24 protein-coding genes and 1 tRNA gene are annotated in these 20,012 nt (G+C 67.7%); 14 read left to right on the top strand and 11 right to left on the bottom strand.

Annotation, left to right across the window (positions count from 1 at the left end; translation table 11 throughout):
* Nucleotides 1–34: 34 nt before the first annotated feature.
* The 5 genes from ACOZ4I_RS13785 to ACOZ4I_RS13765 all read left to right on the top strand — a co-directional run bounded on the left by ACOZ4I_RS13785 (nt 35) and on the right by ACOZ4I_RS13765 (nt 3,958).
* Nucleotides 35–721: a helix-turn-helix domain-containing protein gene (locus tag ACOZ4I_RS13785; RefSeq protein ID WP_424000484.1), complete on the top strand. Its 687-nt coding sequence runs from the start codon at nt 35–37 to the stop codon at nt 719–721.
* A gap of 270 nt (nt 722–991) precedes the next feature.
* Complete coding sequence (locus ACOZ4I_RS13780; protein ID WP_424000482.1) at nt 992–1,786, top strand: lipoate--protein ligase family protein; 795 nt, start codon at nt 992–994, stop codon at nt 1,784–1,786.
* Nucleotides 1,787–1,850: 64 nt separating this feature from the next.
* Complete coding sequence (locus tag ACOZ4I_RS13775; RefSeq protein ID WP_424000480.1) at nt 1,851–2,165, top strand: hypothetical protein; 315 nt, start codon at nt 1,851–1,853, stop codon at nt 2,163–2,165.
* Nucleotides 2,166–2,206: 41 nt separating this feature from the next.
* Nucleotides 2,207–3,040, top strand: a complete 834-nt coding sequence (locus ACOZ4I_RS13770) for a deoxyribonuclease IV (protein WP_424000478.1) — start codon at nt 2,207–2,209, stop codon at nt 3,038–3,040.
* 174 nt (nt 3,041–3,214) lie between these two features.
* Nucleotides 3,215–3,958: a class I SAM-dependent methyltransferase gene (locus ACOZ4I_RS13765; protein WP_424004817.1), complete on the top strand. Its 744-nt coding sequence runs from the start codon at nt 3,215–3,217 to the stop codon at nt 3,956–3,958.
* Between the two features lie 35 nt (nt 3,959–3,993).
* On the opposite strand, the gene ACOZ4I_RS13760 is transcribed toward ACOZ4I_RS13765, so the two are convergent.
* The 3 genes from ACOZ4I_RS13760 to ACOZ4I_RS13750 are packed head-to-tail and all read right to left on the bottom strand — an operon-like array spanning nt 3,994 to nt 5,943.
* Nucleotides 3,994–4,566 (bottom strand): hypothetical protein, encoded by a 573-nt coding sequence (locus ACOZ4I_RS13760; protein ID WP_424000476.1) that lies wholly within the window; start codon nt 4,564–4,566, stop codon nt 3,994–3,996.
* On the bottom strand, nt 4,559–5,068 hold the full coding sequence (locus ACOZ4I_RS13755) for a CopD family protein (RefSeq protein WP_424000474.1): 510 nt from the start codon (nt 5,066–5,068) through the stop codon (nt 4,559–4,561). The genes ACOZ4I_RS13760 and ACOZ4I_RS13755 overlap by 8 nt, the downstream gene beginning before the upstream one ends.
* A 44-nt stretch (nt 5,069–5,112) precedes the next feature.
* Nucleotides 5,113–5,943 carry a hypothetical protein gene (locus ACOZ4I_RS13750; RefSeq protein WP_424000472.1) on the bottom strand — a complete coding sequence of 277 codons (831 nt, stop codon included), beginning with the start codon at nt 5,941–5,943 and terminating at the stop codon, nt 5,113–5,115.
* A gap of 151 nt (nt 5,944–6,094) precedes the next feature.
* On the opposite strand from ACOZ4I_RS13750, the gene ACOZ4I_RS13745 reads away from it, so the two are divergent.
* Nucleotides 6,095–6,247 (top strand): hypothetical protein, encoded by a 153-nt coding sequence (locus tag ACOZ4I_RS13745; RefSeq protein ID WP_424000470.1) that lies wholly within the window; start codon nt 6,095–6,097, stop codon nt 6,245–6,247.
* Between the two features lie 31 nt (nt 6,248–6,278).
* On the opposite strand, the gene ACOZ4I_RS13740 is transcribed toward ACOZ4I_RS13745, so the two are convergent.
* Nucleotides 6,279–6,929 carry a DUF7095 family protein gene (locus ACOZ4I_RS13740; RefSeq protein ID WP_424000468.1) on the bottom strand — a complete coding sequence of 217 codons (651 nt, stop codon included), beginning with the start codon at nt 6,927–6,929 and terminating at the stop codon, nt 6,279–6,281.
* An 84-nt stretch (nt 6,930–7,013) separates the two neighbouring features.
* Here ACOZ4I_RS13740 and ACOZ4I_RS13735 point away from each other — a divergent pair, with 84 nt between their 5' ends.
* The 3 genes from ACOZ4I_RS13735 (at nt 7,014) to ncsA (ending at nt 9,901) form a co-directional block, all read left to right on the top strand.
* Entirely contained in the window at nt 7,014–8,039 is a 1,026-nt protein-coding gene (locus ACOZ4I_RS13735) for a DUF2332 domain-containing protein (protein ID WP_424000466.1), read from the top strand.
* 41 nt (nt 8,040–8,080) lie between these two features.
* Entirely contained in the window at nt 8,081–8,779 is a 699-nt protein-coding gene (locus tag ACOZ4I_RS13730) for an alpha/beta hydrolase (protein WP_424000464.1), read from the top strand.
* Nucleotides 8,780–8,905: 126 nt separating this feature from the next.
* Nucleotides 8,906–9,901, top strand: a complete 996-nt coding sequence (ncsA, locus tag ACOZ4I_RS13725) for a tRNA 2-thiolation protein NcsA (protein WP_424000462.1) — start codon at nt 8,906–8,908, stop codon at nt 9,899–9,901.
* A 91-nt stretch (nt 9,902–9,992) separates the two neighbouring features.
* Here the strand turns inward: ncsA and ftsZ are convergent, their stop codons facing one another.
* The 3 genes from ftsZ to ACOZ4I_RS13710 all read right to left on the bottom strand — a co-directional run bounded on the left by ftsZ (nt 9,993) and on the right by ACOZ4I_RS13710 (nt 12,264).
* Entirely contained in the window at nt 9,993–11,225 is a 1,233-nt protein-coding gene (ftsZ, locus tag ACOZ4I_RS13720; RefSeq protein ID WP_424000460.1) for a cell division protein FtsZ, read from the bottom strand.
* Between the two features lie 2 nt (nt 11,226–11,227).
* A complete protein-coding gene (locus ACOZ4I_RS13715) occupies nt 11,228–11,407 on the bottom strand; it encodes a ribbon-helix-helix domain-containing protein (protein ID WP_162414631.1) in 180 nt (59 codons plus the stop codon).
* 236 nt (nt 11,408–11,643) lie between these two features.
* Nucleotides 11,644–12,264 (bottom strand): double zinc ribbon domain-containing protein, encoded by a 621-nt coding sequence (locus ACOZ4I_RS13710; RefSeq protein ID WP_424000458.1) that lies wholly within the window; start codon nt 12,262–12,264, stop codon nt 11,644–11,646.
* A gap of 205 nt (nt 12,265–12,469) precedes the next feature.
* Between ACOZ4I_RS13710 and ACOZ4I_RS13705 the strand changes: the two genes are divergently transcribed.
* Nucleotides 12,470–12,543, top strand: a tRNA-Tyr gene (locus ACOZ4I_RS13705).
* A gap of 203 nt (nt 12,544–12,746) precedes the next feature.
* On the opposite strand, the gene ACOZ4I_RS13700 is transcribed toward ACOZ4I_RS13705, so the two are convergent.
* Entirely contained in the window at nt 12,747–13,928 is a 1,182-nt protein-coding gene (locus tag ACOZ4I_RS13700) for a pyridoxal-phosphate-dependent aminotransferase family protein (RefSeq protein WP_424000456.1), read from the bottom strand.
* A gap of 475 nt (nt 13,929–14,403) precedes the next feature.
* Here ACOZ4I_RS13700 and ACOZ4I_RS13695 point away from each other — a divergent pair, with 475 nt between their 5' ends.
* Nucleotides 14,404–15,393 carry an aldo/keto reductase gene (locus tag ACOZ4I_RS13695; RefSeq protein WP_424000454.1) on the top strand — a complete coding sequence of 330 codons (990 nt, stop codon included), beginning with the start codon at nt 14,404–14,406 and terminating at the stop codon, nt 15,391–15,393.
* 215 nt (nt 15,394–15,608) lie between these two features.
* Here the strand turns inward: ACOZ4I_RS13695 and ACOZ4I_RS13690 are convergent, their stop codons facing one another.
* Nucleotides 15,609–16,673, bottom strand: a complete 1,065-nt coding sequence (locus ACOZ4I_RS13690) for a succinylglutamate desuccinylase/aspartoacylase family protein (RefSeq protein WP_424000452.1) — start codon at nt 16,671–16,673, stop codon at nt 15,609–15,611.
* Between the two features lie 188 nt (nt 16,674–16,861).
* On the opposite strand from ACOZ4I_RS13690, the gene ACOZ4I_RS13685 reads away from it, so the two are divergent.
* Complete coding sequence (locus ACOZ4I_RS13685; RefSeq protein WP_424000450.1) at nt 16,862–17,620, top strand: YihY/virulence factor BrkB family protein; 759 nt, start codon at nt 16,862–16,864, stop codon at nt 17,618–17,620.
* An 83-nt stretch (nt 17,621–17,703) separates the two neighbouring features.
* Nucleotides 17,704–18,066, top strand: a complete 363-nt coding sequence (locus tag ACOZ4I_RS13680; RefSeq protein WP_424000448.1) for a hypothetical protein — start codon at nt 17,704–17,706, stop codon at nt 18,064–18,066.
* Nucleotides 18,067–18,079: 13 nt separating this feature from the next.
* Here the strand turns inward: ACOZ4I_RS13680 and ACOZ4I_RS13675 are convergent, their stop codons facing one another.
* Nucleotides 18,080–18,739 (bottom strand): helix-turn-helix domain-containing protein, encoded by a 660-nt coding sequence (locus ACOZ4I_RS13675; protein WP_424000446.1) that lies wholly within the window; start codon nt 18,737–18,739, stop codon nt 18,080–18,082.
* A 190-nt stretch (nt 18,740–18,929) separates the two neighbouring features.
* Here ACOZ4I_RS13675 and ACOZ4I_RS13670 point away from each other — a divergent pair, with 190 nt between their 5' ends.
* Nucleotides 18,930–19,178, top strand: a complete 249-nt coding sequence (locus ACOZ4I_RS13670; protein WP_424000444.1) for a PRC-barrel domain containing protein — start codon at nt 18,930–18,932, stop codon at nt 19,176–19,178.
* 197 nt (nt 19,179–19,375) lie between these two features.
* Here ACOZ4I_RS13670 and ACOZ4I_RS13665 read toward each other — a convergent pair whose 3' ends face one another.
* On the bottom strand, nt 19,376–19,729 hold the full coding sequence (locus ACOZ4I_RS13665) for a four-helix bundle copper-binding protein (RefSeq protein ID WP_424000442.1): 354 nt from the start codon (nt 19,727–19,729) through the stop codon (nt 19,376–19,378).
* Between the last annotated feature and the right edge of the window lie 283 nt (nt 19,730–20,012).

Raw genomic sequence — 20,012 nt, 5'->3', positions numbered from 1 at the left:
AGGCACCTTTATACGCGGTCGCCGAACGGCCGCCGTGAAGTACGTCACGCTCTCGCTGTGGATGGCCCCGGAGATTCGCCATCCGATGCACCAGTTCGTCGTCGAGCACGACGGCTACGAGGCGAGCTACCTCCTCCGGGGCAACGAGATGGGCACCGAGGTCCAGACGCTACTGTTTCACGTCGACGGCTTCCCGCCGGACCCGTACAGAGACGCGCTGGAACGGGCCGATACCGTCCGGGAGTACGCCATCTCGACGTGTCCCGACGAGACGTTCTACCTCTACGTGCAGGACAGCCCCTCGGACGCGGATCACGACCTGATCCGGGCCGTGACACAGACCGGGCTGGTCGTCGTCTCGCCCGTCGCCTACCGTGCCGACGGCTCCGTCGGGTTCACGCTCGTCGGTCCCGGCGACGCGGTCCAGCGGGCCGTCGACGCCGTCCCCGACGGCATCTCCGTCGACGTACGGGAGGTCGGCGAGTACGACAGCCGCCGCCTCGACACCGGGTCGGCGCTCACCGACCGGCAGTTCGAGGCCGTCGCCGCGGCCGTCGACTGCGGTTACTACGCGAACCCCCGCGAGGGGAGCGTCGCCGACGTGGCCGACCGACTGGACTGTGCGCCCGGGACCGCCGCCGAACACCTCCGGAAGGCCGAGGCGCGCGTGATGCGCGACATGCTCGGCCAGGACGACTCGCCGAGCGCGGGCCCCGGCTGACATCGAGTCCCGGAAATCGACCGGTGAACGGACGAACGAGGCGTTCTGCGACGTTCTGCTATCGACTGGATGGTTCGCACGACCCGGTATTTGATATCGCGAAATACAGTTTATTAAGCTGCGGCTGGTGTTCTTTCCCGTGCTACACCTGGTCGCCAAATTGTGCGATATATCCACTCTAACCGAAGGATTTGCCGATTACGGCCGAAAATACCACTCGAACAGCTGCCGGCCCGCAACGCCTAACGCGTCCCCCTCCCAACGGCCGACATGACACTTGCCGACCTGGAGTGGCGCGTCGTCGGCGAGGAGACTCGCCCCGGACCGATGACGATGGCGCTCGAATCGGTCGCCGCGGAGACGGTGGCCGATGGCGGCCCGGCGACCGTCCGGGTGTACACCTGGCCGGACACCCTCTCGCTGGGCTACGGCCAGGACCCCGAGACGATCGACTGGGAGTACTGCGAGCGCGAGGGCATCGGCGTCACGCGGCGGCCGACCGGCGGCGGCGCGATTTATCACGACCGCGTCGCAGACGTCTCCTACGGAATCGTCGCCCCTGCGGACGCGGTTCCCGGAGACCTCATGACGTGCTACGAGCAGTTCTGCCAGCCAATACTGGAGGCGTTCGGCCGCGTGGGCGTCGACGCCGCCTTCGCCGACGACGAACACGAGGCACTCCACCAGCCGGCCTGTTACCTCCGGCAACTGCATCCGGCACACGACATCGTCGGCCCGGACGGATGCAAACTGAGCGGGAACGCCCAGTACCGCCAGCGCGACGCCGTGATCCAGCACGGCTCGCTCTCGGTGTCGCTGCGGCCGGATCGCCACTGCGGCTGTTTCACCGCCAAGCCGGACCCCGACGCCTTCGCCGACCGCGTGGGGGCGATCGACGAGTACGTCGATATCGAGCGCTCGGCCGTCGTGGAAGCGCTCCGGTCGACGCTGGCCGAGTGGGTCGACGCCGACGCGGGCGGGTGGACCGACGAGGAACTCGCTCGCGCACGCGAGCGTGCGAAGGAGCAGTTCGGGGCGCGCGAGTGGGTACGCAAGACCCCGTGAGGGGCCGTACCGGCGCTTCTCCCGCCTGCGACACATTTTTGTCACCATCGTGAGGAGTGGCCCTATGGTCCCTCCATCAACCGATAGTGGCGATACGAAATCGGCCTCCCCGTCGACGCGGAGCGTCTCCGAACTCTCGGAGCGAGAACTGTACGGCCTCGTCCGGGTCGCGGCCGAGGACGCGGTGCTCGGTGCGATTGGCACGCTCTTGCTCGCCGGCCTCGGCCTGACCCTGTTTCTCGGCGGCCTCTCCGGTCTGCTGCAGATCTCCGATCCTTCGCCGGTCGCGATGGCCATCGCCGCCGTGTTCGTCGTCGGCGGTGCCTACCTGTTCGCATCGTCGCTGGGCGTGATTCCGTCGGTTCGCGACCTGCTGTAGAGTTCGGAACCTCTTTTGTCGGTCACCCCCCACCCGTGTGCATGGTACGAGTCGGCGCACACACCTCTATCGCCGGCGGCGTCTACAACGCCGTCGAGGAGCAAGTCGAGTACAGCGGCAACTGCGGGCAGATCTTCTCGCACTCGCCGCAGGTCTGGCAGGACCCCAACATCGACGACGACGAGGCCGAGCAATTCCGCGACCTCGCCGACGAACACGGCGTCGGGCCGTGGGTCATCCACTCGTCGTACCTGGTGAACCTCTGTACGCCCAAGGACGATCTCCGCGAGAAGTCCGTCGACTCCATGCAAAAGGAGGTCGACGCCGCGGCCAAACTGGGAATCGAGTACGTCAACGTCCACCTCGGCGCTCACACCGGCGCGGGCGTCGACGGCGGCCTCGACAACGCCGCCAGCGCGCTCGACGAACTCGACGTGCCCGACGGCGTCACCGTCCTGGTCGAATCCGATGCCGGCAGCGGGACGAAACTCGGCGGCGACTTCGAGCACCTCGCGACCGTCCGGGAACGCACCGAGCAGGATATCGAGTTCTGCCTCGACACCGCCCACATGTTCGCGGCGGGCTACGACCTCTCGACGCCCGAGGCGGTCGCGGAGACGCTGGCGGAATTCGACGACGTGGTCGGCTTCGAGGACCTCGCCTGCGTCCACCTGAACGACTCGAAACACGAGTGTGGCACGAACAAGGACGAGCACGCCCACGTCGGCGAGGGACACATCGGCGAGGACGGGATGCGCGCGTTCGTCAACCACGACGCGATCGTCGACGTGCCGCTCGTGCTCGAAACGCCGACCGAGGACGGCAAGAGCTTCGCCTGGAACATCGAGCGCGTCCGAGAACTCCGAGCCGAGTAGCGTCCCGCGACCTCTCAACGGGCCGTCCGGATCTGATTCGTCGAATTACCCTCGAAGGACTGTGAGGGGAAACGTCCGACGCGCCATCGGACCGCGACGCTTTTGGACCCGAGTCGACTCTACGCGGACGTGCGCAGGTTCTCCGCCGACTACCTCGAATCCACCCGCCGCGGGATGTGGGCCGACTCCCGAGCGGCGCTCTCGGACCTGCACCTGGACGCCTGCGACCGTGTCCTCGACGTTGGCTGTGGGACGGGCGAACTGACGCGCGTGCTCCGCGAGGAAGTCGACGGGACCGTCGTGGGCCTCGACGCCGACGCGAGCCTGCTGTCGTCGGTCGGCGGGCCGGTCGTTCGCGGCGACGCGACGCGGCTCCCGTTCGCCGACGGCGCTTTCGACCTCGTCGTGTGTCAAGCACTGCTCATCAATCTCCCGGACCCGGAAGCGGCGGTTCGGGAGTTCGCCCGCGTCGCGACGGACCGGGTGGCCGCCATCGAGCCGAACAACGCCGCCGTCACCGTCGAGTCGACCGTCGATGCGGAGCCGACGCTGGCCCGCCGCGCCAGGCAGTTCTTCCTCGACGGCGTCCGGACCGACGTAACCCTGGGCCGCGAGGCCGCAGACGTGTTCCGCGACGCAGGCCTCTCGGTCGTCTCGACGACGCGGTACGACCAGGAGCGGCGTGTCGAACCGCCCTACGGCGACGACGCCGTGCGAGCGGCCCGCCGGAAGGCGACGGCGGCCGGGCTGGAAGACGATCGGGAGACGATGCTTGACGGCGAGGCGACGCCAGCCGAGTACGACGCGCTCCGCGAGCGCTGGCGGTCGATGGGTCGCACCGTCGTCGACCAGATGCAGGACGGCGAGTACGAGCGCCGCGAGACGGTTCCGTTTTTCGTCACCGTCGGGACGGTGTGAGGCGACGCCGCGCTTCGCTGGCGGCGGCCGCGCCGTCAGCGGCCGTCGGCCGCCGCGAGGACGCGGCCCGCCAGTCTGAAACAGAGTCCGTCCAGCACGCCGACCAGCAGGCCGACCGCGCCGCCGACCACGCTCGCGACGGCGACGCCGATCAGGAGGACTAACGCGATGCTCCCGACTGCCGGGAGCGTCGCCGCTCCGAGGGCGATCCCCTCCGCGAGCGCGGGGACGACGAGCACGACGACGAGTCCGAGCAGGAAGGCCACGCCCGCCATCGCGCCCGCGGCGAAGCCGTGCAGGGCGAGCGTCCACAGCGAGTCCGACAGCGACACCCTTGAGTCGACCCAGCGGACGGCGAGGACGAACAGCGCCCACACCACGCAGAAGACGGCCGCGCCGACGAGCGTGTTCAGCCCGCCGAGCAGGTCGGCGAGCGCCCCGCTCGCGTGGCCCGCGAGCACGGCGACCAGAACGAACAGGGCGACGTCGAAGGTGGCGAGTGCCCACGACGAGAGCGAGAGCCGGCCGCCGAGTGCGACCGAGGCGGTGGGTGACTCGACGGGCGTCTCGGTCGGCCGGGACGGCTGCCGGTCGCTGGACTCACCCATGAGCCAGCACCTCCGCGAGCACGACGAGCACCAGCAGTAGCCCGGTCGTCGCGCCATATGCCTTCGAGAGCACTGCGCGGTGTGGGTCGGGAGACGGGCTGTCGGGGGTGTCGTTGGCGGGGCAGTCTTCGGGGTCCGTCTCGTCGTCGCTCTCCCGGCCACCGTCGGCGACCGGGCGGACGGCCTCGCGTGCGCGCACGACGACCAGCGTCCGGACGGCCGAGCCACAGACGAGGCCCACCACCAGGGTCAGTTTCACCAGCAGCGTCCGGCCCCAGTCGGTCGTCGGCCCGGGCGGGCCGAGCGCGCCGAGGTTGCCGACGCCGGTGAGGACGAGCGCGCCGACGCCGGCCCAGAACAGCCATTCGAATCTGTCGGCGGCCGCGAGACCGTCGACCGCGCCGGACCGATAGCCGTACCACGCGGCGGCCGATCCCCCGACGAGGACTGCCATCGCGAGGACGTGGAGGGTTCGGATCGCGAGGGATGTCAGGGCTCCCATGGTCGAGAATACTTGGCGCGGTCCAATAGAACAAGGGGTCGTCGCTACCGGTCGATGGTCACGACGCCCTCGCCGGTCGCGACGGTGTAGCGCGTCGTGGGATCGACGGTCAGGCTGACCAGCCCGGTCTCCAGCGCGTCCGGGCGCTCGAATCGGGCCACCGTCGTTCGAGCGGTGTAGTCGGCGGTGTAGACGCAGGGCCGGGTGTAACAGCCGAAGGCGTGGATCCCGGTGTCGGTCGCCTCGACGCGTTTCAGGTGTGGCAGTATCGACCCCGACCCCCACCCGGTCTGGACGGCGAGGACGGCGCGGCGCTCGAAGTCCGTCTCGGAGACGAACGCGCGTATCTCGTCTCGGTCGGGATTCAGTCGGTCGAGGTCGTCGTCGTCGGTCAGCAGCGTCGCGTAGAGCTGATCGCCGGACGGGTCGTCGTCGCCGGGCGAGAACTGGAGCCCCTCGTCGCGAAACACCGTGCCCCGCGTCGGCTGCTGTTCGAACGCGAGCGACGGCTCGGCCGGCATGTTCGCACAGAGATAGCGGGGGTCGTAATCCTCGTCTTGCCCGTCTCCCGCGCACTCGGGTGGGTCCTCGATGTCGTACGGCGGCGTGTCGACCCGCTCGACGCCGTCGGGGAGGCCCCTGGGCGTCTGGGACGGCGTTCCGTCCTCGGTCTCGGTCGGCGTTTCGTCCCCGGTATCGGTCGGCGTTCCGTCGTCGGTTTCGGTGACGGGCGGCGGGAGCGTCGGTGACTCCTCGCCGCCGCCGCTGTCCGTCCCGTCGCGGCCGTCGCCGCCACCGGGTGCCAGACACCCGCTCAGGACGCCCGCCGCGAGGCCGCCGACCAGTCCCAGCGCCTCGCGTCTCGTTCGGTTCATATCCCGTGCTCCGCGCGGCGAGGGTGTAGCCTTTCCGTACGCTCAAACGCCAGTTGTAGTTGTCATGGTCGAGCGCGCCTGTCGGGTCGGCCGAGACAGCAGACCCATGTGCCGCGGACACGTAGCCGGCGGCGATGCGGTCCCTCGACCCATGATCCCACCGCTCGTCCGCCGCTGTCCCGACTGCGGCCACCTCGGCTGGAGCCGCCGGTTCACCGTCGTCGAGGACGGCGCTCCGCGACGCGTTGCCTGTCCCGACTGCGGCCACGAGTTCGCCGTCGCGGATTCGCCGTGGCTCCAGTGACGGCGTCGCCGCCCGTTGTCGCTCTCTTCCGTCAGACCACGTCGCCGCGAACCGTCGCGCCCTCCTGGCGCTCGCGGTAGGCCTTCACGGCGTCGGCGGCCTCGCTCGCCTCGTCGTCCTCCAGCCCGAGCATCGACAGCGACTGGGACAGCGTCGGGAAGACGAACTCGTTGTCCCGGAGCTTCCGGAAGGCGTCCGTCGAGCGCTCGCCGTCGAGCCACAGGCAGGCCCCGCGGGGGTCGAGGATCTGCTCGTAGTCGTCTCGCATCGTGGCCCCCTTCAGCCGCTGGGTGACGTTGTCCTCGAAGGAGGCGTTACACACTTCGAGGTGGACCGGCTCGTCGTCTCGCAAGAGGTGCGCCGCCAGACACTTCTCCGGGGCGGCGTGGCCGCTCGCGTTCGCCCGGATGTACTCCGGATGTTCGTCGGCCCACGCGGCCCGGACCGTCTTGCCGACCCCGTCGACGCCGTGGCTGCGCTGGAACTCGGCGGCGCGCTCGGGGGCGTCCTTGAACAGGATGTCCTTCGTCACGTACACGTCGAGGCGATCGACGGGGTCCAGTCCCAGTGCCACGTCGCCGTACACCCATACCTCGCGGACCGGGACCGGCATCGTCTCCTCCTCGACGGCGTCGACGATCTCTTCGACCCGCTCGACTGCCTCCGGACGGTCCAGACTCATCGTTTACCCCGTACCGGGTCAGCGGGCAAAACCCTGACTCTCCGGCGGAGAACACTGATGAGCCAGCGCCGCCAGTCTGTGCGCATGTCCGACCTCCAGACGCAGTTCCGCGACCTCGCCCCGTGGGCCGCCGACACCTCGCCGCTGTACGCCCACCTCTGTCGGGAGGCCGCCGAAGACGCCGCGGTCCTCGACCTGGCGTCGGCGGTCCCCGAGGGCCGGCAGGCCCCACACGTGCTGCTCGCCGCCGTCCAGTACCTCCTCGCGCGTAACCCCGGCCACCGACTGGCCGAGTACTACCCGAGCATCGCCGCCGAGGCGCGCGACCCCGACGGCGAGTGTTTCCCCGCCTTCCGCGAGTTCTGTCTCGACCGAGCCGACGACCTCCACCCGCTCCTGCGAACGCGCCGCACGCAGACCAACGCGGTCCGTCGGAGCGCCGTGTTGTATCCCGCCGTCGCGACGGTCGCCGAGGCGACGGACGGGCCGCTGGCCCTGGTCGAACTCGGGCCGAGCGCCGGGCTGAATCTCCTGTTCGACCGCTATCGCTACGACTACGACGGCCGCGTCGTCGGCGACCGCGACTCGCCGGTCACCATCGAGAGCCACGTCCGTTCGGGGGACCCGCCGCTGCCCGAGACGCCGCCCGCGATTCGCTCCCGGGTCGGCATCGACCGCAATCCGCTGGCCGTGACGGACGACGCCGACGCGGACTGGCTCCGAGCGCTCGTCTGGCCGGAGCACGAGTCGCGCCGGAGCGTCCTCGACGCCGCCCTCGGTGTCGCTCGTGAGGACCCGCCGCGACTCGTCGAGGGAGACATGGTCGAGGACCTGCCCGCCGTTCTCGACGAGATCCCCGACGACGTGCCGGTCTGCGTGTTCAACACGCTCGTGCTGTACCAGGTCCCCGAGTCGGTGAGCGCGGCGCTGACGGACCTGCTCGAAGCGCGGATGGCCGACCGGCCGCTGCACTGGCTCACGGGGGAGCGGGTGCTGACCGGCGGCGAGTCGGTCCGCCTCAACTGGAAACGCCGGGACGGGGCCGGCGTCCGGACCACGCACCTCGTCGACTACCAGCCACACGCCGAGTGGCTGGTCTGGCGGGCCTGAAGCGGGTGGAAACTTTTCACACCACCGCTGCAAGCGCGCCCATGCAGATCCGCGTCTTCGACGACGGGGCCGACCGCGACTGCCTGCTCGTCCTCGGGTGGGGGAACCGCTGTCGCCACGAGAACGTCCGGTGGCTCGTCGACCGACTCGCCCGCGAGTACCGCGTCCACGCCGTCGAACTGCCGACGCACATCACCGACTTCGAGCGGGAGTGGCTCGCGCCGGTCGCGGAATACGCCGCCGGCCTCGACACGTTCGACCTGCTCGCCCACAGCGCCGGCGGGCTGACGACGGCCCACCTCGACGCGGACGGCCTCGGCACCCGCGTGTACCTGAGCCCCTGGTGGGACAGCGACCTGCCGATACCGCGACCGGTCCTCGAAGCCGTCGCGGCGCTGCCGGTCTCGCGGCCGTTCATCCCCGTCGGAGCGCTGGAGCGCGACGCGCTGGGCGACCTCGCCACCGAGCGACAGGTCGTGGAGGCCCCGTCGGCGTACTCGCCCGCGTTCGTTCGGACGGTCATGCGCGCACAGCAATCACTTCCGCCGGGCCGCGAGGACGCCGTCGCGTTCTGCTCGCTCACCGACACCGTGGTGGACCCACGGGCCGTCGGCGCGCGGCTCCCGGCCGACCGCATCCGCCTCTACGACGGCGGCCACGAGCTGTTCTCCTCGACCGGCCGCGAGGAGACCGTCGAGGCGGTCGTCGAGGTCCTGCGTCACGGACCGCGCGCGCTCTGAGGGGCTCGCTGGTCCGGTTCGACAGTCGGCGGCCGCGGTGGGACGGTGTCGCGACGCGTCCGACCTGTCGGCCGACGGTCCCGAGGCGAAACCCTCTCACCGCTGCGGGACCGAGTCCCTGCAAAGATGGAGTGCGACAAGTGCGGCGAGAACGCGGTGCTACACGCGGCCTACTCCGGGCTCTACCTCTGTGAGTCTCACCTCTGCCGGACGGTCACGAAACGGGTCCGCCGGCGGATCCGCGAGGACGGGCTGGTGTCAGACGACGCCACCGTCGAGGACCCCGAGACGTGGGTCATCGGGCTCTCCGGCGGCAAGGACAGCGTCGTCCTCACGCAGATCCTCCACGACACCTTCGCCGAGGACCCCCGCATCGAACTCGTCGCGCTTTCTATCCACGAAGGCATCGAGGGCTATCGCGACGCCAGCCTCGACGCCTGCGAGGAACTGACCGAGGACCTCGGCATCCGCCACGAGGTCGTCTCCTACGCCGAGGAGTTCGGCGTCGAGATGGACGACGTGGTCGAGGACGACCCGGAGGGCATGGCCGCCTGCGCGTACTGCGGTGTGTTCCGGCGCGACCTCCTCTCGCGCTACGCCGAGGAACTCGACGCGGACAAGCTGCTGACCGGCCACAACTTAGACGACGAGGCCGAGACGGCGCTGATGAACTTCCTCGAGGGTGACGTGGAACAGATCGCGAAGCACTTCGAGGCGTCGCTCGGCCCGTTCGATGAACGCGCCGACGCGCCGACCGAGCGCACGCGCGAGTCACAGGACCACCACATCCCGCGGGCCAAGCCGCTTCGGGATATCCCCGAGAAGGAGGTCGCGCTATACGCTCGCTTTCAGGAGCTGCCGGCCCACATCACCGAGTGTCCCCACGCCGAGGAGGCCTACCGCGGCGAGATACAGGAACTCATGCTCGGCCTGGAGGAGAACCACCCCGGGACCCGCCACTCGATCATGGCGGGCTACGAGAAGCTCGCGGCGCTGGCCGCCGACACCTACGGCGGCGAGAACGGTGACAGGGACTACGGCGAGTGCGAGAACTGCGGCGCGCCGACCGCGCGCGACCGCTGTCGGAAGTGCAATCTGCTGGACGCACTCGAAGCGGTCTGACGCCCGTTTCGCGTCGGCTGTCACGCGCGCCCATCGCCGGGCGAGCGAACCGCTATCCGAACGGTGAAAGCGAAGAAGGGTCGCGGCCGAGTTACTCGTTCGTCCGGATGACGTCGAGGCCGTTGTTCTTCTCGTGCTGGTCCTGTCCGCCGTCGGTCTCGCCGTAGCCGGTGTTGCGGCCGCCGCTTCGGCCGCCGTTCGCGGACGGGCTGTCGAAGCTCTCGACGTTGTCGGAGGCGTCGAAGGAGGTGTCGTCGTCGACCTCCTGGATCGCCTGCCGGGACTTGTTGGCCTGCTTCTGGGTCGTCGGGCCCAGCACCTGTGCGGACTGGACGCCGGTCATGATGGCCATGACGCGGACCTTGCCCTTGTAGTTCTCCTGGATGCGCGCGCCCCAGATGACGTTGGCGTTCGCCTCCAGGCGCTCGGTGATGTTCTGGGCGATGCCCTCGGCCTCCTTCAGCGTGAGGTCGGGGCCGCCGGTGATGTGCACCAGACCGCCGCTCGCGCCGCGGTAGTCCACGTCCAGCAGCGGGTGGTTCATCGCGTCCTTGACGACCTCCTCGGTCTTGTTCTTGTCCTGGGTCTCACCCACGAGCATCACCGCGACGCCGCCCTGGTTCATGATGGAGGTCATGTCGGCGTAGTCGAGGTTGATGAGGCTCGGCTGGGTGATGGTCTCGGAGATGCCCTTGACGGTCTCGGCGATGATCTGGTCCATCACGGAGAACGCCTTGCCGATCGGGAGGTTCGGGACGTAGTCGAGCAGGCGGTTGTTGTCGAGGACGATGATGGAGTCCGCTTCGTTGCGGAGCTTCTCTAGTCCTTCCTCGGCCTTGACCGTCCGCGCTCGCTCGACGTTGAACGGCGTCGACACCATGCCGACGACGATGGCGCCCTGTTCCTTGGCGATCTTCGAGACGACCGGGGCCGCGCCGGTCCCGGTTCCGCCACCCATGCCAGCGGTGACGAACACGAGGTCCGCGTCGCCGAGGACCTCCTTGATCGTCCCCTGTGCCATCTCCGTGGCGCGCTCGCCCATCGACGGGTCACCGCCGGCACCGAGGCCGTTGGTGAGGGACTTGCCGACCAGAATCTTCGTGTCGGCTTCGATCATCTTGAGGTGCTGCTTGTCCGTGTTGATGGCCACGGTGTCGGCGCCCTCGACGCCGATGTTGTACAGGCGGTTGACCGTGTTGTTACCGGCCCCGCCACAGCCGACGATGACGATGCGCGGGTCGCCGAACCCGTCGACGTCCTCGTCGGACAGCTGTTTCTGTTCCTGCTCGTCGCGTTCGAGGGCCTCGTTGACGATGTCCTGCATCGTTACACCTTGGCCCAGGACCGCTTTTGCTTCTCGGAGGCACGTTCGGAGCCTTCCTCGGCGAGCATCTCCCGGACGGCCGCGCGAATCGCTTCGCTACGGTTCGGGTACTCGCCCGTCTCGACCATTTGTTCGACCTCTTCGATCTGCTGCTTCGGAATCCGTAGTGTCACACGCTCCATATTTGGTAGTTCCCCTTGGGTAAGACGGCGCGGCCGGGCCGCGTTTACGGCCCGCCCGTCCGTTTACACAGCGGAACCGCAGTACGAGGGCGTCATCCCCTCGCTCCCTCCGTTGTGTAAGACGACCGTCTTACGCAAGATGTACCACTGACCCTGATGTATTAAAACTTACGGGCAGTGTCATACACTACCTCGTTTACGGCCGTACAGAACTTCTATCGGGCGTAAACGTCGTTTCAGGGTTGATCCAGCACGTCGGCAGCCGGCGTCCGTCTCCCGCAGCTCGGACAGAAGCCCCAGTCCGACCGGAGCTCGTCGCCGCAATCACAGAACACGCGCCGGGACGATTTCTCACCGCAATTCGGGCAGTACACGTGGTCTGAGCCGACGTTTTCGCCACATTGCGCGCACGTCTTACGCGGCTTCTCGCCGGTCTTGGCACGCCGGTCGCCACCTGTCTTACGCTCGGCCGTGCTCTGAGTCTGACTCTCGGCGTGCGCGCGCTCGTCATCGCCGTCTGCACCGGTGTCAGACACGTGCTGTCGGGTGGTTTCGCCCGACAGATTACCCTGTGCCGCGCCGTCGAGCGTGATGTTTACGTTGACATCCTGGGGCTGGCGGGGCCGCGTCGGCACCCGCTCCTCCAGACGCTCGGAGATGATGCTGTCGACGCGTTCCGTGATGAGCTCGTCGATCGTCTCGGGATCCGCGACCGAGTCCGCCGCGTCGGACGACTGCGTCTCCGACTCTCCGAGGTACTCACGGAGGGCCTCGCGCATGACCTCACTCTTCGAGGCGTCGAACGCCTCCAACTGCTCGATGAGGTCGTCGTCCGCACGGAACGTGATCTTACTCATCCGACTCACTATGCACATTATCATCAGGGTATTTCAATCTTCCCGCGATGTCTGACACCCGTCAGTCAGCTGACGAGTGGTGATGCCGTTCGGGAGGGCGGCGTCGGATGGCGGTTCCGGGGCTGTCGAGACGTGTGACCGACCGACGCACCTCTCGCGAATAACAACCCTTAAGTCTGGACGGCGGGGTATTTTCGGGTGCAGACCGCCCTTAGCTCAGACTGGTAGAGCAGTCGACTGTAGATCGACTTGTCCCCCGTTCAAATCGGGGAGGGCGGATACTTCTCGCGGCGCTCGAATACGAGCGCCGTGTGTGTATTCACACACGACCCGATTTGAACATGGGAGTCGTAGTCCCGGAACGGCGCGACGCGCCGCATGCCCGGAACGTCTCCCATCTGTTCACAATCGGAGAGGGCGGACTTGGTTTTCAGCCGAACTGTGATCGAGAGCGTCCGCCACGTCGCCGTCGAAACGCGGTCTCAGAACCGTTCGCTCATCGCCGCGAGTCCGGCGTCCACGTCGACGGCCGCGCCCTGCTCCGTGAGCGCGTCGCCGAGCGCCGCGAGCAGATAGCTGACGTTCTTGCGGCGGGCGGAGTGGCCCATACAGCCGATGCGCCAGATGTCGCCCGAGAGCGCGCCGAGGCCGCTCGCGATCTCCAGGTCGTACTCGTCGAGCAGCGACTGGATGACCGCACCATCGTCGACGCCGTCGGGGACGCGGACGGTGTTCAGGCTCGGGAGCCAGAACTCCTCGGGGGCGTTCATCTCCAGTCCCATGCCCTCGACGCCGGCTTTCAGCGCGCTCGCGACGCGCAGGTGGCGGTCCCAGCGCGACTCGATGCCTTCCTCGGCAACCAGGCGGAGCGCCTCGCGCAGCGCGTACACGTTCGTGATGGGGGCAGTGTGGTGGTAGGCTCGCTCCTCGCCCCAGTAGCCTTCGAGCAGTGAGAGGTCGAGGTACCACGACCGGGGGTCCGCCTCGCGAGAGAGGACCTTGTCCATCGCGTCGTCGTTGAGGGTCAGCGGGCTCGCGCCGGGCGGACACGAGAGGCACTTCTGCGGGCCGGCGTAGGCCACGTCGATGTCCCACTCGTCGACGCGGAGCTCGACGCCGCCGATCGAGGTGACGGTGTCGGCGACGACCAGCGCGTCGTTCTCGTGGGCGATGTCGGTGAGTTCGGGAACCGACGGCTGGAGGACGCCGGTGCTGGTCTCGGCGTGGACGAAGCCGAACACGTCTGGGCTGTGTTCGTCGAAGGCGTCGGCCACCGCCGCGGGGTCGAGCGGTCGGCCCCACGGTGCGTCGACGGTGGCGACCTCTCCGCCGGCGCGCCGGGCCATGTCGGCCATCCGGTCGCCGAAGTAGCCGTTCGACGGCACGAGCATCGTGTCGCCCGGTTCGACGACGTTCCCGATGGCGGCCTCCATCGCTGCCGAGCCGGTCCCAGAGACCGGGATCGTCCACTCGTTGTCGGTCCGGAACGTGTAGCGAAGCAGCTCCTGGACCTCGTCCATGATATCGACGAACGACGGGTCGAGGTGGCCGACGAGCGGCGTGCTCATGGCTCTGAGCACGCGCGGGTGCACGTCGCTCGGTCCCGGTCCCATCAGCGTTCGCTCCGGCGGTGTCAGCTCCTCGACGGTCGGTGGTCCGTCCATGGCTGGTGATTCCTCACGGACAGTCATTAAGTCCCGCGGTGGCTGATGCCCGGACAGCGCCACCGCTGGCGGGCGCGCCGGTCGTTATAGCCGAGTGACAGTAGCGGAAACCGCACGACGGCGGCGTTGCGGACTGTGTGAACGATCTCGCCTGTTTTTATCTTCGTCCGACCAAGGTGGGAGTGGTCGTCGATGGGGCTGTTCAACAGAGTACGCACGGACTCCCACAGAGGGGAGGAGTCGAGATGCCGGTACACCTGTCTGGTGTGCCAGGCGTCGTTTGAGCTACAGTACCACTCGTGTCCGGAGTGTGGGGCGTACGACGTCCGCCGGACGAAGTGGGTCGAATAGCCCCGGAGACGACGTGGCGCGCCAACCTGGCAGCCACCTATCGGGCACGGTGCCCTTTCATCGTTCACGGATTTCCCTGTGAGATACCGTAGCCCCCAAGTGCGTCCCAGTGATACGGACGTTCGTGAACCGAAGACAGCTTGGCTCGACGGGATTCGACGTGACGGAGGTCGGCCTCGGCACCTGGAACATCGGCGGTGACTGGGGCGACGTCTCCGAGGAGGCGGGCCGCGAGGCGGTGCGGACCGCGCTGGACGCCGGCATCGACTTCCTCGACACGGCCGACGTGTACGGCGACGGCTTCAGCGAGCAGCGCATCGCCGAGGTGCTCGACGAGCGCGAGGTCCGCGACGAGGTAACCGTCGCGACGAAGGCCGGCCGTCGGCTGGACCCCCACACGGCCGAGCGGTACAACTACGAGAACCTCTCGCGGTTCGTCGACCGCTCTCGCGAGTACCTCGGGACCGACACGCTGGAACTGGTGCAACTGCACTGCCCGCCGACCGACGCCTACTATCAGCCCGAGACGTTCGAGGCGATGGAGCGGCTGAAAGACGAGGGGAAGCTGGCCCACTACGGCGTCAGCGTCGAGCGCGTCGAGGAGGCGCTGAAGGCCATCGAGTACCCCGGCGTCGAGACGGTCCAGATCATCTTCAACATGTTCCGCCAGCGCCCAGCCGAACGGTTCTTCGAGGAGGCAAAGCGCCGCGACATCGGCGTCATCGTTCGCGTGCCGCTGGCCTCGGGCCTGCTCACCGGGAAGCTCTCGCGAGACATGGAGTTCCCCGAGAACGACCACCGGAACTTCAACATCGAGGGCGAGGTGTTCGACCGTGGCGAGACGTTCGCGGGCCTCCCCGTCGACGCGGGCTTCGACGCCGTCGACGACCTCCGCGAGCACGTCCCCGAGCGGATGACGATGGCCCAGATGGCGCTGCGCTGGATCCTCGACCACGACGCCGTGTCGACGGTCATCCCCGGGTCGACCGACCCCGACCACGTCCAGGACAACGCGGCGGTCAGCGAGATGGACCCACTGTCGAACCAGGTCCACGGCGCGGTCCGGGACGCCTACGAGGAGCACGTCTTCGACGCGGTCCACCACCGCTGGTAACGTTTTCTCCTTTCGGTTCTGTCGGCTTCCATATGTGTTTTACTGGCATCTGTCAGACAGGACATCGACCATCATCGTCAGTCAGAGAACTCTATTCGACCAGGCTACGTCTCCCATTTCACATACGAAAACTGACCGTAAACGCGAACAGAAACATACGAAAACAGAGAGGTTTCGCGATCGTTCGTATCAGGAATGATTCACTCGTCTGACGGCTAGTCGAGCTCCGAGCGCTCCCCGCGCCAGCGGAGGCCGCGCTGGCGGTAGCCGTCGAACTCGCCCCGGTCGATCTCGGCCTGAATCTCGTCGCGCGTCGTCTCGTCGATGCGGACGAGGTGACAGAGCGGGTGACCGGGCTGGGCGACGGGGTTCTCCAGGACGCCGACGAGGATTCCCGTGAACGGTGCCTCGACCACCTTCTCGCTGTGCTTGAAGTGGTCCGTGATCGTACAGATGGTCTCGCCCTCGCGGACGAGCGGGTACGGCCCCCACCGCATCTCGACGAGGCCGCCGGTGTCCGCCCGGAGCCAGGTCTTGTCGCCCTGGTCGGCGGGGACAACCCGGAACCATCCGGGCCAGCCGACTGTCGCCGTCGGGTCGACGCCGAACTCGGCGAAGACGCTCGCGACACCGTCGAGCGCACGCTCGATGAGCGTCGGCTGGAAGCGGTGGGCCTTCCCCATCTCGACGGTGACCGCCGGGATGTCGTGCTCGGTGGCCGTCCGTCGGAGCGACCCCGCGTCGCCCGGCCCGGAGATGACGACGTTCGCGCCGAACGCTCGTGCGAGGCGCTCGACCTGCTCGTTCGTCGTGTCCGCGCGCGTGTGAAACATCGTGGTCCGGTTCCGCGTCGAGGTGTGGAAGTCGAGCAGGAGGTCGCACTTCTCGACGAACGTCCGGTAGATCCGGTCGGCCATTCGCTCGGCGGTGTTGCTCCGGGGCTTGCCGGGGAACGCGCGGTTGAGGTCCTGATCGTAGATGGGGATGTCCCGCGTCTGTGCGAGGTAGCCGGGGACGTTCAGGACGTGACAGCAGACGACCGTCCCGTGGATGTCGTCCGGGTCGTAGCGGTCTGCCACCTCCTGGAGGACCTTGACGCCGTTGAGTTCGTCGCCGTGGAGCGCCGCGGTCAGGCCGACGGTCGGGCCGTCGCGCTCGCCGTTGAGAATCGTCACCGGAATCTCGACGGGGTCGCCGAGGTACGTCTCGCCGACCTCGTACCTGAGGTGTCTGACCTCGCCCGGTGCGACCTCGCCATCGTAGCGAAACGGCTGTGTCATACGAACGGACAGGTGACAGGGGAACAAATACTGTCGGCCCGCGTCGCGGGCCGTCGCGCGAGCGAGAGCCTTGCCAGCGCAGGCTAGCGTTCTTTTCCAGTTGGCTGTCGACGCACTACCATGAGTGTGGCTTCCGACCCGACGCTGAACCGCCGCAGCGAGACGCCGTGTCGGCGGGACCGCCGCCGATGAGCGCGCTCGCGACCGGGCGTGAAATCGTCCGAACCGTCCGCGAGGAGAACGTCCCCTTCATGGCCGCGAGCATCGCCTACTACGCCTTCGCATCCATCGTCCCGCTGCTCGTCGTCGCGCTGGCCGTCCTCTCGGCGGTCGGCGCGACCGCGACGCTTCTCGACGCGCTGCGATCGGTCGTCTCGGCGAGCACGCAGGCGGTGCTGGAGCGACTGATCGAGAACGCGCGTGGCCACGGGACCGCCGGGGTGCTCGGCCTCCTGTTCGTCGTCTGGAGCGGGAGCAAGGTGTTCCGCGGGCTCTCGATCGCCTTTACCCAGGTGTACGACGCCGTCGCGTCCATCTCGATGCCCGCACAGATCGCCCGCAGCCTGCTCGTCATGGGGGTGCTCCTCGGGGCGGTCGGGCTCCTCTCGGCGACCAGCATCGCGCTCACGTACGTCCAGTTCGCCGTTCCGTACCCGCGGCTGGTCGGAACCGCCACGGCGCTGGCCGTCCTCACGGTCGGATTCCTCCCCGTCTACTACGTCCTCCCGCCGGTCGACACCTCCATCCGGCACGTCCTGCCCGGCACGGTCGTCGCCGCCGTCGGGTGGGTCGTCATCCAGGTCGGCTTCGTCTATTACACCGGCACTGCCGGCGAGTACGCTGCCTACGGGCTCATCGGGGCGATCCTCCTGTTCGTCACCGCGCTGTATCTGGCCGCGAACGTCCTGCTGCTCGGCGTGGTCGTCAACGCCACGCTGGACTGGTAAGCCGACGTGGCAGGCGCGGTTCGGACCGTTGCACTGGCAAGCACCATCTACCTCTCTCCCACGCTCCTGCACGTAGATGTCACATGAGTGATTCACCGTCGCTGCAGTCCCGGTCCCCCGGGCGACTGCAGTCGAGCGTAGAAGCAGCGATCAAACGACCCGTCAAAGAGGCCGTCAGGGAGGCGCTCGCGGAAGGCGTTCAGCAGGAGAGCGACGAGAGTGGTCGGGACGACGCCTCGGCCGAGTCCCGTCAGATCGACGTGGACCCGGCGGACCTCGACGCCACGGATACCGCCGACGCGGACACCACTGACGAGGCGGCCGACCAGTCGAGTTCCAGTGCTGCGAGCCGACTCCGGTCACGCCGAGCCCTGTCAGTCGGCGTCGTCGCGCTGCTGGCGTACCTGCGCCGTCGTCGCAGGTCCTCATCCTCGTCTGAGGAGTGATGCCCGTCGCGGCTCAGTCGAAGCCGTCGAAGCCGACGAACAGCGCGTCCTCGACGAGCGCGTCGGTCGCGCGCCGGAGTCGCTCGGACGCCGCCTGATGCGAGATGTCGAGGTCGTCCGCGAGCGCCTCCAGGCTCACTCCGCGCGGGACCTCGAAGTAGCCGCGCTTCGAGGCCTCCGAGAGGATCTCGTACTGCGCGGTCGTCAGACCGTAGCGGCCCGCGGGCTCTTCGTCTAGTTCGCGGATCGAGGCCACGTCGAAGTCGAGACCGTGGCTCTCACAGAAGTCGTGGGTCTTCGAGAACAGCGACCGGCGAGGGTAGAGCACGCGCAGCTTCCAGCGGTCGCCCTGTCCAACCGCGTCGAGGATGGTCGCCTCCGAGTTGGTGATCATCTGCACGAGGAGATCGATGTGTGCGATCCACTCCATTCTGAACAGCCACTCGTCGTCGAAGTCGCCGAGGAGTTCGACCTTATCGACGGTGGGATCCTCCTCCAGCGTCGCTTCGACTTCCTCGCGTGTACTGCCACGGACCCATAGCATCGGCATGAGTGCGTCGCCGCCGCTGGTGACGATCCGTTCGATTTCGAACTGCAGCTCTGGGAGTTGTTCGAGCGAGTACGCGAGCGCGAGGTCGCTCGCCGGAACCGATCCCGAAACGATGGTGGGCATCAATAGTTGTCGTGCGAATGGCACGCGCTTATGTTTTTCTGTTGACCTATCCACGGCAACCGCGGCTGTGGACGGTTTTGGTCCGGCTCGCGTCGGAATCGTCGAACCGAACTCTCCGTCGGACCGCCACGTGGTTGCTGCCTATGCAAGCAGCGGGGTGATACTCGGGACACCGCTACCGTGAGTTGCGATGTCAACTGCTCAGATCACCGACGACGACGTCGGCAAGACTGTCGTCGCCGAAGATGGTACAGAGATCGGAATCGTCAGCGGCTACCGATACGGGACCGCGTACGTCGACCCGGACCCGGGCCTGACGACGAAACTCAAGACGAAACTCGGCTGGGAAGACACCGACGACGACGACGGCTATCCGCTCCAGCAAGAGGCTGTCGACACCGTCACCGACGACGAGATCCGACTCCACTCGAACCTGTAGCGCCAGTTCGGTTCCGTCGGGAGCGACGAGCTGACGGCTTCGCCGTCACATTCTTCGAACGCTGATCTCGTAGCACAGTTGCGCTACCGGCCGAGAGGCGAGTCCGCGCCGACCCGTCACCGTGGCTCGATAGCTGTTCTCAGTTTCAGAACTGTACCGAAGGGGCGAGTTCGCGCCGGCCCGTTCGCCGTGGGTCGTTACTTGACCATCGACTCGCAGGCCTCCGCACACTCGCGGAGGACTTCGGCACAGGTGCGGCAGTGATCGTGCTCGTGGTTCTCGCACTCCTCGGCGCAGTCTCGACAGACCGTCGCACAGACGCCGGCGAGGGCCTCACGGTGATCCGACCCGCGCGCGAGGAACTTGACGTGGAGCGACGCGATGTCGGACACGTCGCGACACAGTCTGACGCAGTCGGTCATCCCGTCGATGCGCGCGCACTCGTCGGCGCACCACTCGCACACTTCCGTCGCTTGCTGACACAGCTCCAGACACTCGCGTTCGCGCTCGCTCAGGTGGTCCGCGTCGGCGAGCGGTTCGACTGATGACATTGCACCTGGGATACGCCGCTCGGACGTTCAAGGCCATAGCCTGCATGTGAAAGCCCAGAGACGGCGTCGGTCACGCCGTCGACTCGAGGCGCGACAGTGCGGTGGCCTATGCAGGCCGCGTCACTATGCGTCTGTGCCGCGACGTGTCGCTATGTCCACTGACGACTCGGACGAGCGCGACGCCGGAGACGAGGCCACCGACAGCGACACCGAAATCGATCACGACGACGGGGTCGACATTCCCGTCGACGACGGCCCCATCGCGTCGTCCGACGGCGACCCC

Origin of the sequence: Haloarcula salina, from assembly GCF_049603855.1 — an archaeon.
Classification (GTDB): Archaea; Halobacteriota; Halobacteria; order Halobacteriales; family Haloarculaceae; genus Haloarcula; species Haloarcula salina_A.
Note: the sequence above shows the minus strand (reverse complement) of the source record. Positions and strands in the feature narration are given on the sequence as shown.

Excerpts from the sequence above, each read along its gene's own strand:
- ACOZ4I_RS13780 (WP_424000482.1), top strand. The coding sequence starts at position 992 with ATGACACTTGCCGACCTGGAGTGGCGCGTCGTCGGCGAGGAGACTCGC.
- ACOZ4I_RS13775 (WP_424000480.1), top strand. The coding sequence starts at position 1,851 with ATGGTCCCTCCATCAACCGATAGTGGCGATACGAAATCGGCCTCCCCG.
- ACOZ4I_RS13770 (WP_424000478.1), top strand. The coding sequence starts at position 2,207 with ATGGTACGAGTCGGCGCACACACCTCTATCGCCGGCGGCGTCTACAAC.
- ACOZ4I_RS13765 (WP_424004817.1), top strand. The coding sequence starts at position 3,215 with ATGTGGGCCGACTCCCGAGCGGCGCTCTCGGACCTGCACCTGGACGCC.
- ACOZ4I_RS13760 (WP_424000476.1), bottom strand. The coding sequence starts at position 4,566 with ATGGGTGAGTCCAGCGACCGGCAGCCGTCCCGGCCGACCGAGACGCCC.
- ACOZ4I_RS13755 (WP_424000474.1), bottom strand. The coding sequence starts at position 5,068 with ATGGGAGCCCTGACATCCCTCGCGATCCGAACCCTCCACGTCCTCGCG.
- ACOZ4I_RS13750 (WP_424000472.1), bottom strand. The coding sequence starts at position 5,943 with ATGAACCGAACGAGACGCGAGGCGCTGGGACTGGTCGGCGGCCTCGCG.
- ACOZ4I_RS13745 (WP_424000470.1), top strand. The coding sequence starts at position 6,095 with ATGATCCCACCGCTCGTCCGCCGCTGTCCCGACTGCGGCCACCTCGGC.
- ACOZ4I_RS13740 (WP_424000468.1), bottom strand. The coding sequence starts at position 6,929 with ATGAGTCTGGACCGTCCGGAGGCAGTCGAGCGGGTCGAAGAGATCGTC.
- ACOZ4I_RS13735 (WP_424000466.1), top strand. The coding sequence starts at position 7,014 with ATGTCCGACCTCCAGACGCAGTTCCGCGACCTCGCCCCGTGGGCCGCC.
- ACOZ4I_RS13730 (WP_424000464.1), top strand. The coding sequence starts at position 8,081 with ATGCAGATCCGCGTCTTCGACGACGGGGCCGACCGCGACTGCCTGCTC.
- ncsA (WP_424000462.1), top strand. The coding sequence starts at position 8,906 with ATGGAGTGCGACAAGTGCGGCGAGAACGCGGTGCTACACGCGGCCTAC.
- ftsZ (WP_424000460.1), bottom strand. The coding sequence starts at position 11,225 with ATGCAGGACATCGTCAACGAGGCCCTCGAACGCGACGAGCAGGAACAG.
- ACOZ4I_RS13715 (WP_162414631.1), bottom strand. The coding sequence starts at position 11,407 with ATGGAGCGTGTGACACTACGGATTCCGAAGCAGCAGATCGAAGAGGTC.
- ACOZ4I_RS13710 (WP_424000458.1), bottom strand. The coding sequence starts at position 12,264 with ATGAGTAAGATCACGTTCCGTGCGGACGACGACCTCATCGAGCAGTTG.
- ACOZ4I_RS13700 (WP_424000456.1), bottom strand. The coding sequence starts at position 13,928 with ATGGACGGACCACCGACCGTCGAGGAGCTGACACCGCCGGAGCGAACG.
- ACOZ4I_RS13690 (WP_424000452.1), bottom strand. The coding sequence starts at position 16,673 with ATGACACAGCCGTTTCGCTACGATGGCGAGGTCGCACCGGGCGAGGTC.
- ACOZ4I_RS13685 (WP_424000450.1), top strand. The coding sequence starts at position 16,862 with ATGAGCGCGCTCGCGACCGGGCGTGAAATCGTCCGAACCGTCCGCGAG.
- ACOZ4I_RS13680 (WP_424000448.1), top strand. The coding sequence starts at position 17,704 with ATGAGTGATTCACCGTCGCTGCAGTCCCGGTCCCCCGGGCGACTGCAG.
- ACOZ4I_RS13675 (WP_424000446.1), bottom strand. The coding sequence starts at position 18,739 with ATGCCCACCATCGTTTCGGGATCGGTTCCGGCGAGCGACCTCGCGCTC.
- ACOZ4I_RS13670 (WP_424000444.1), top strand. The coding sequence starts at position 18,930 with ATGTCAACTGCTCAGATCACCGACGACGACGTCGGCAAGACTGTCGTC.
- ACOZ4I_RS13665 (WP_424000442.1), bottom strand. The coding sequence starts at position 19,729 with ATGTCATCAGTCGAACCGCTCGCCGACGCGGACCACCTGAGCGAGCGC.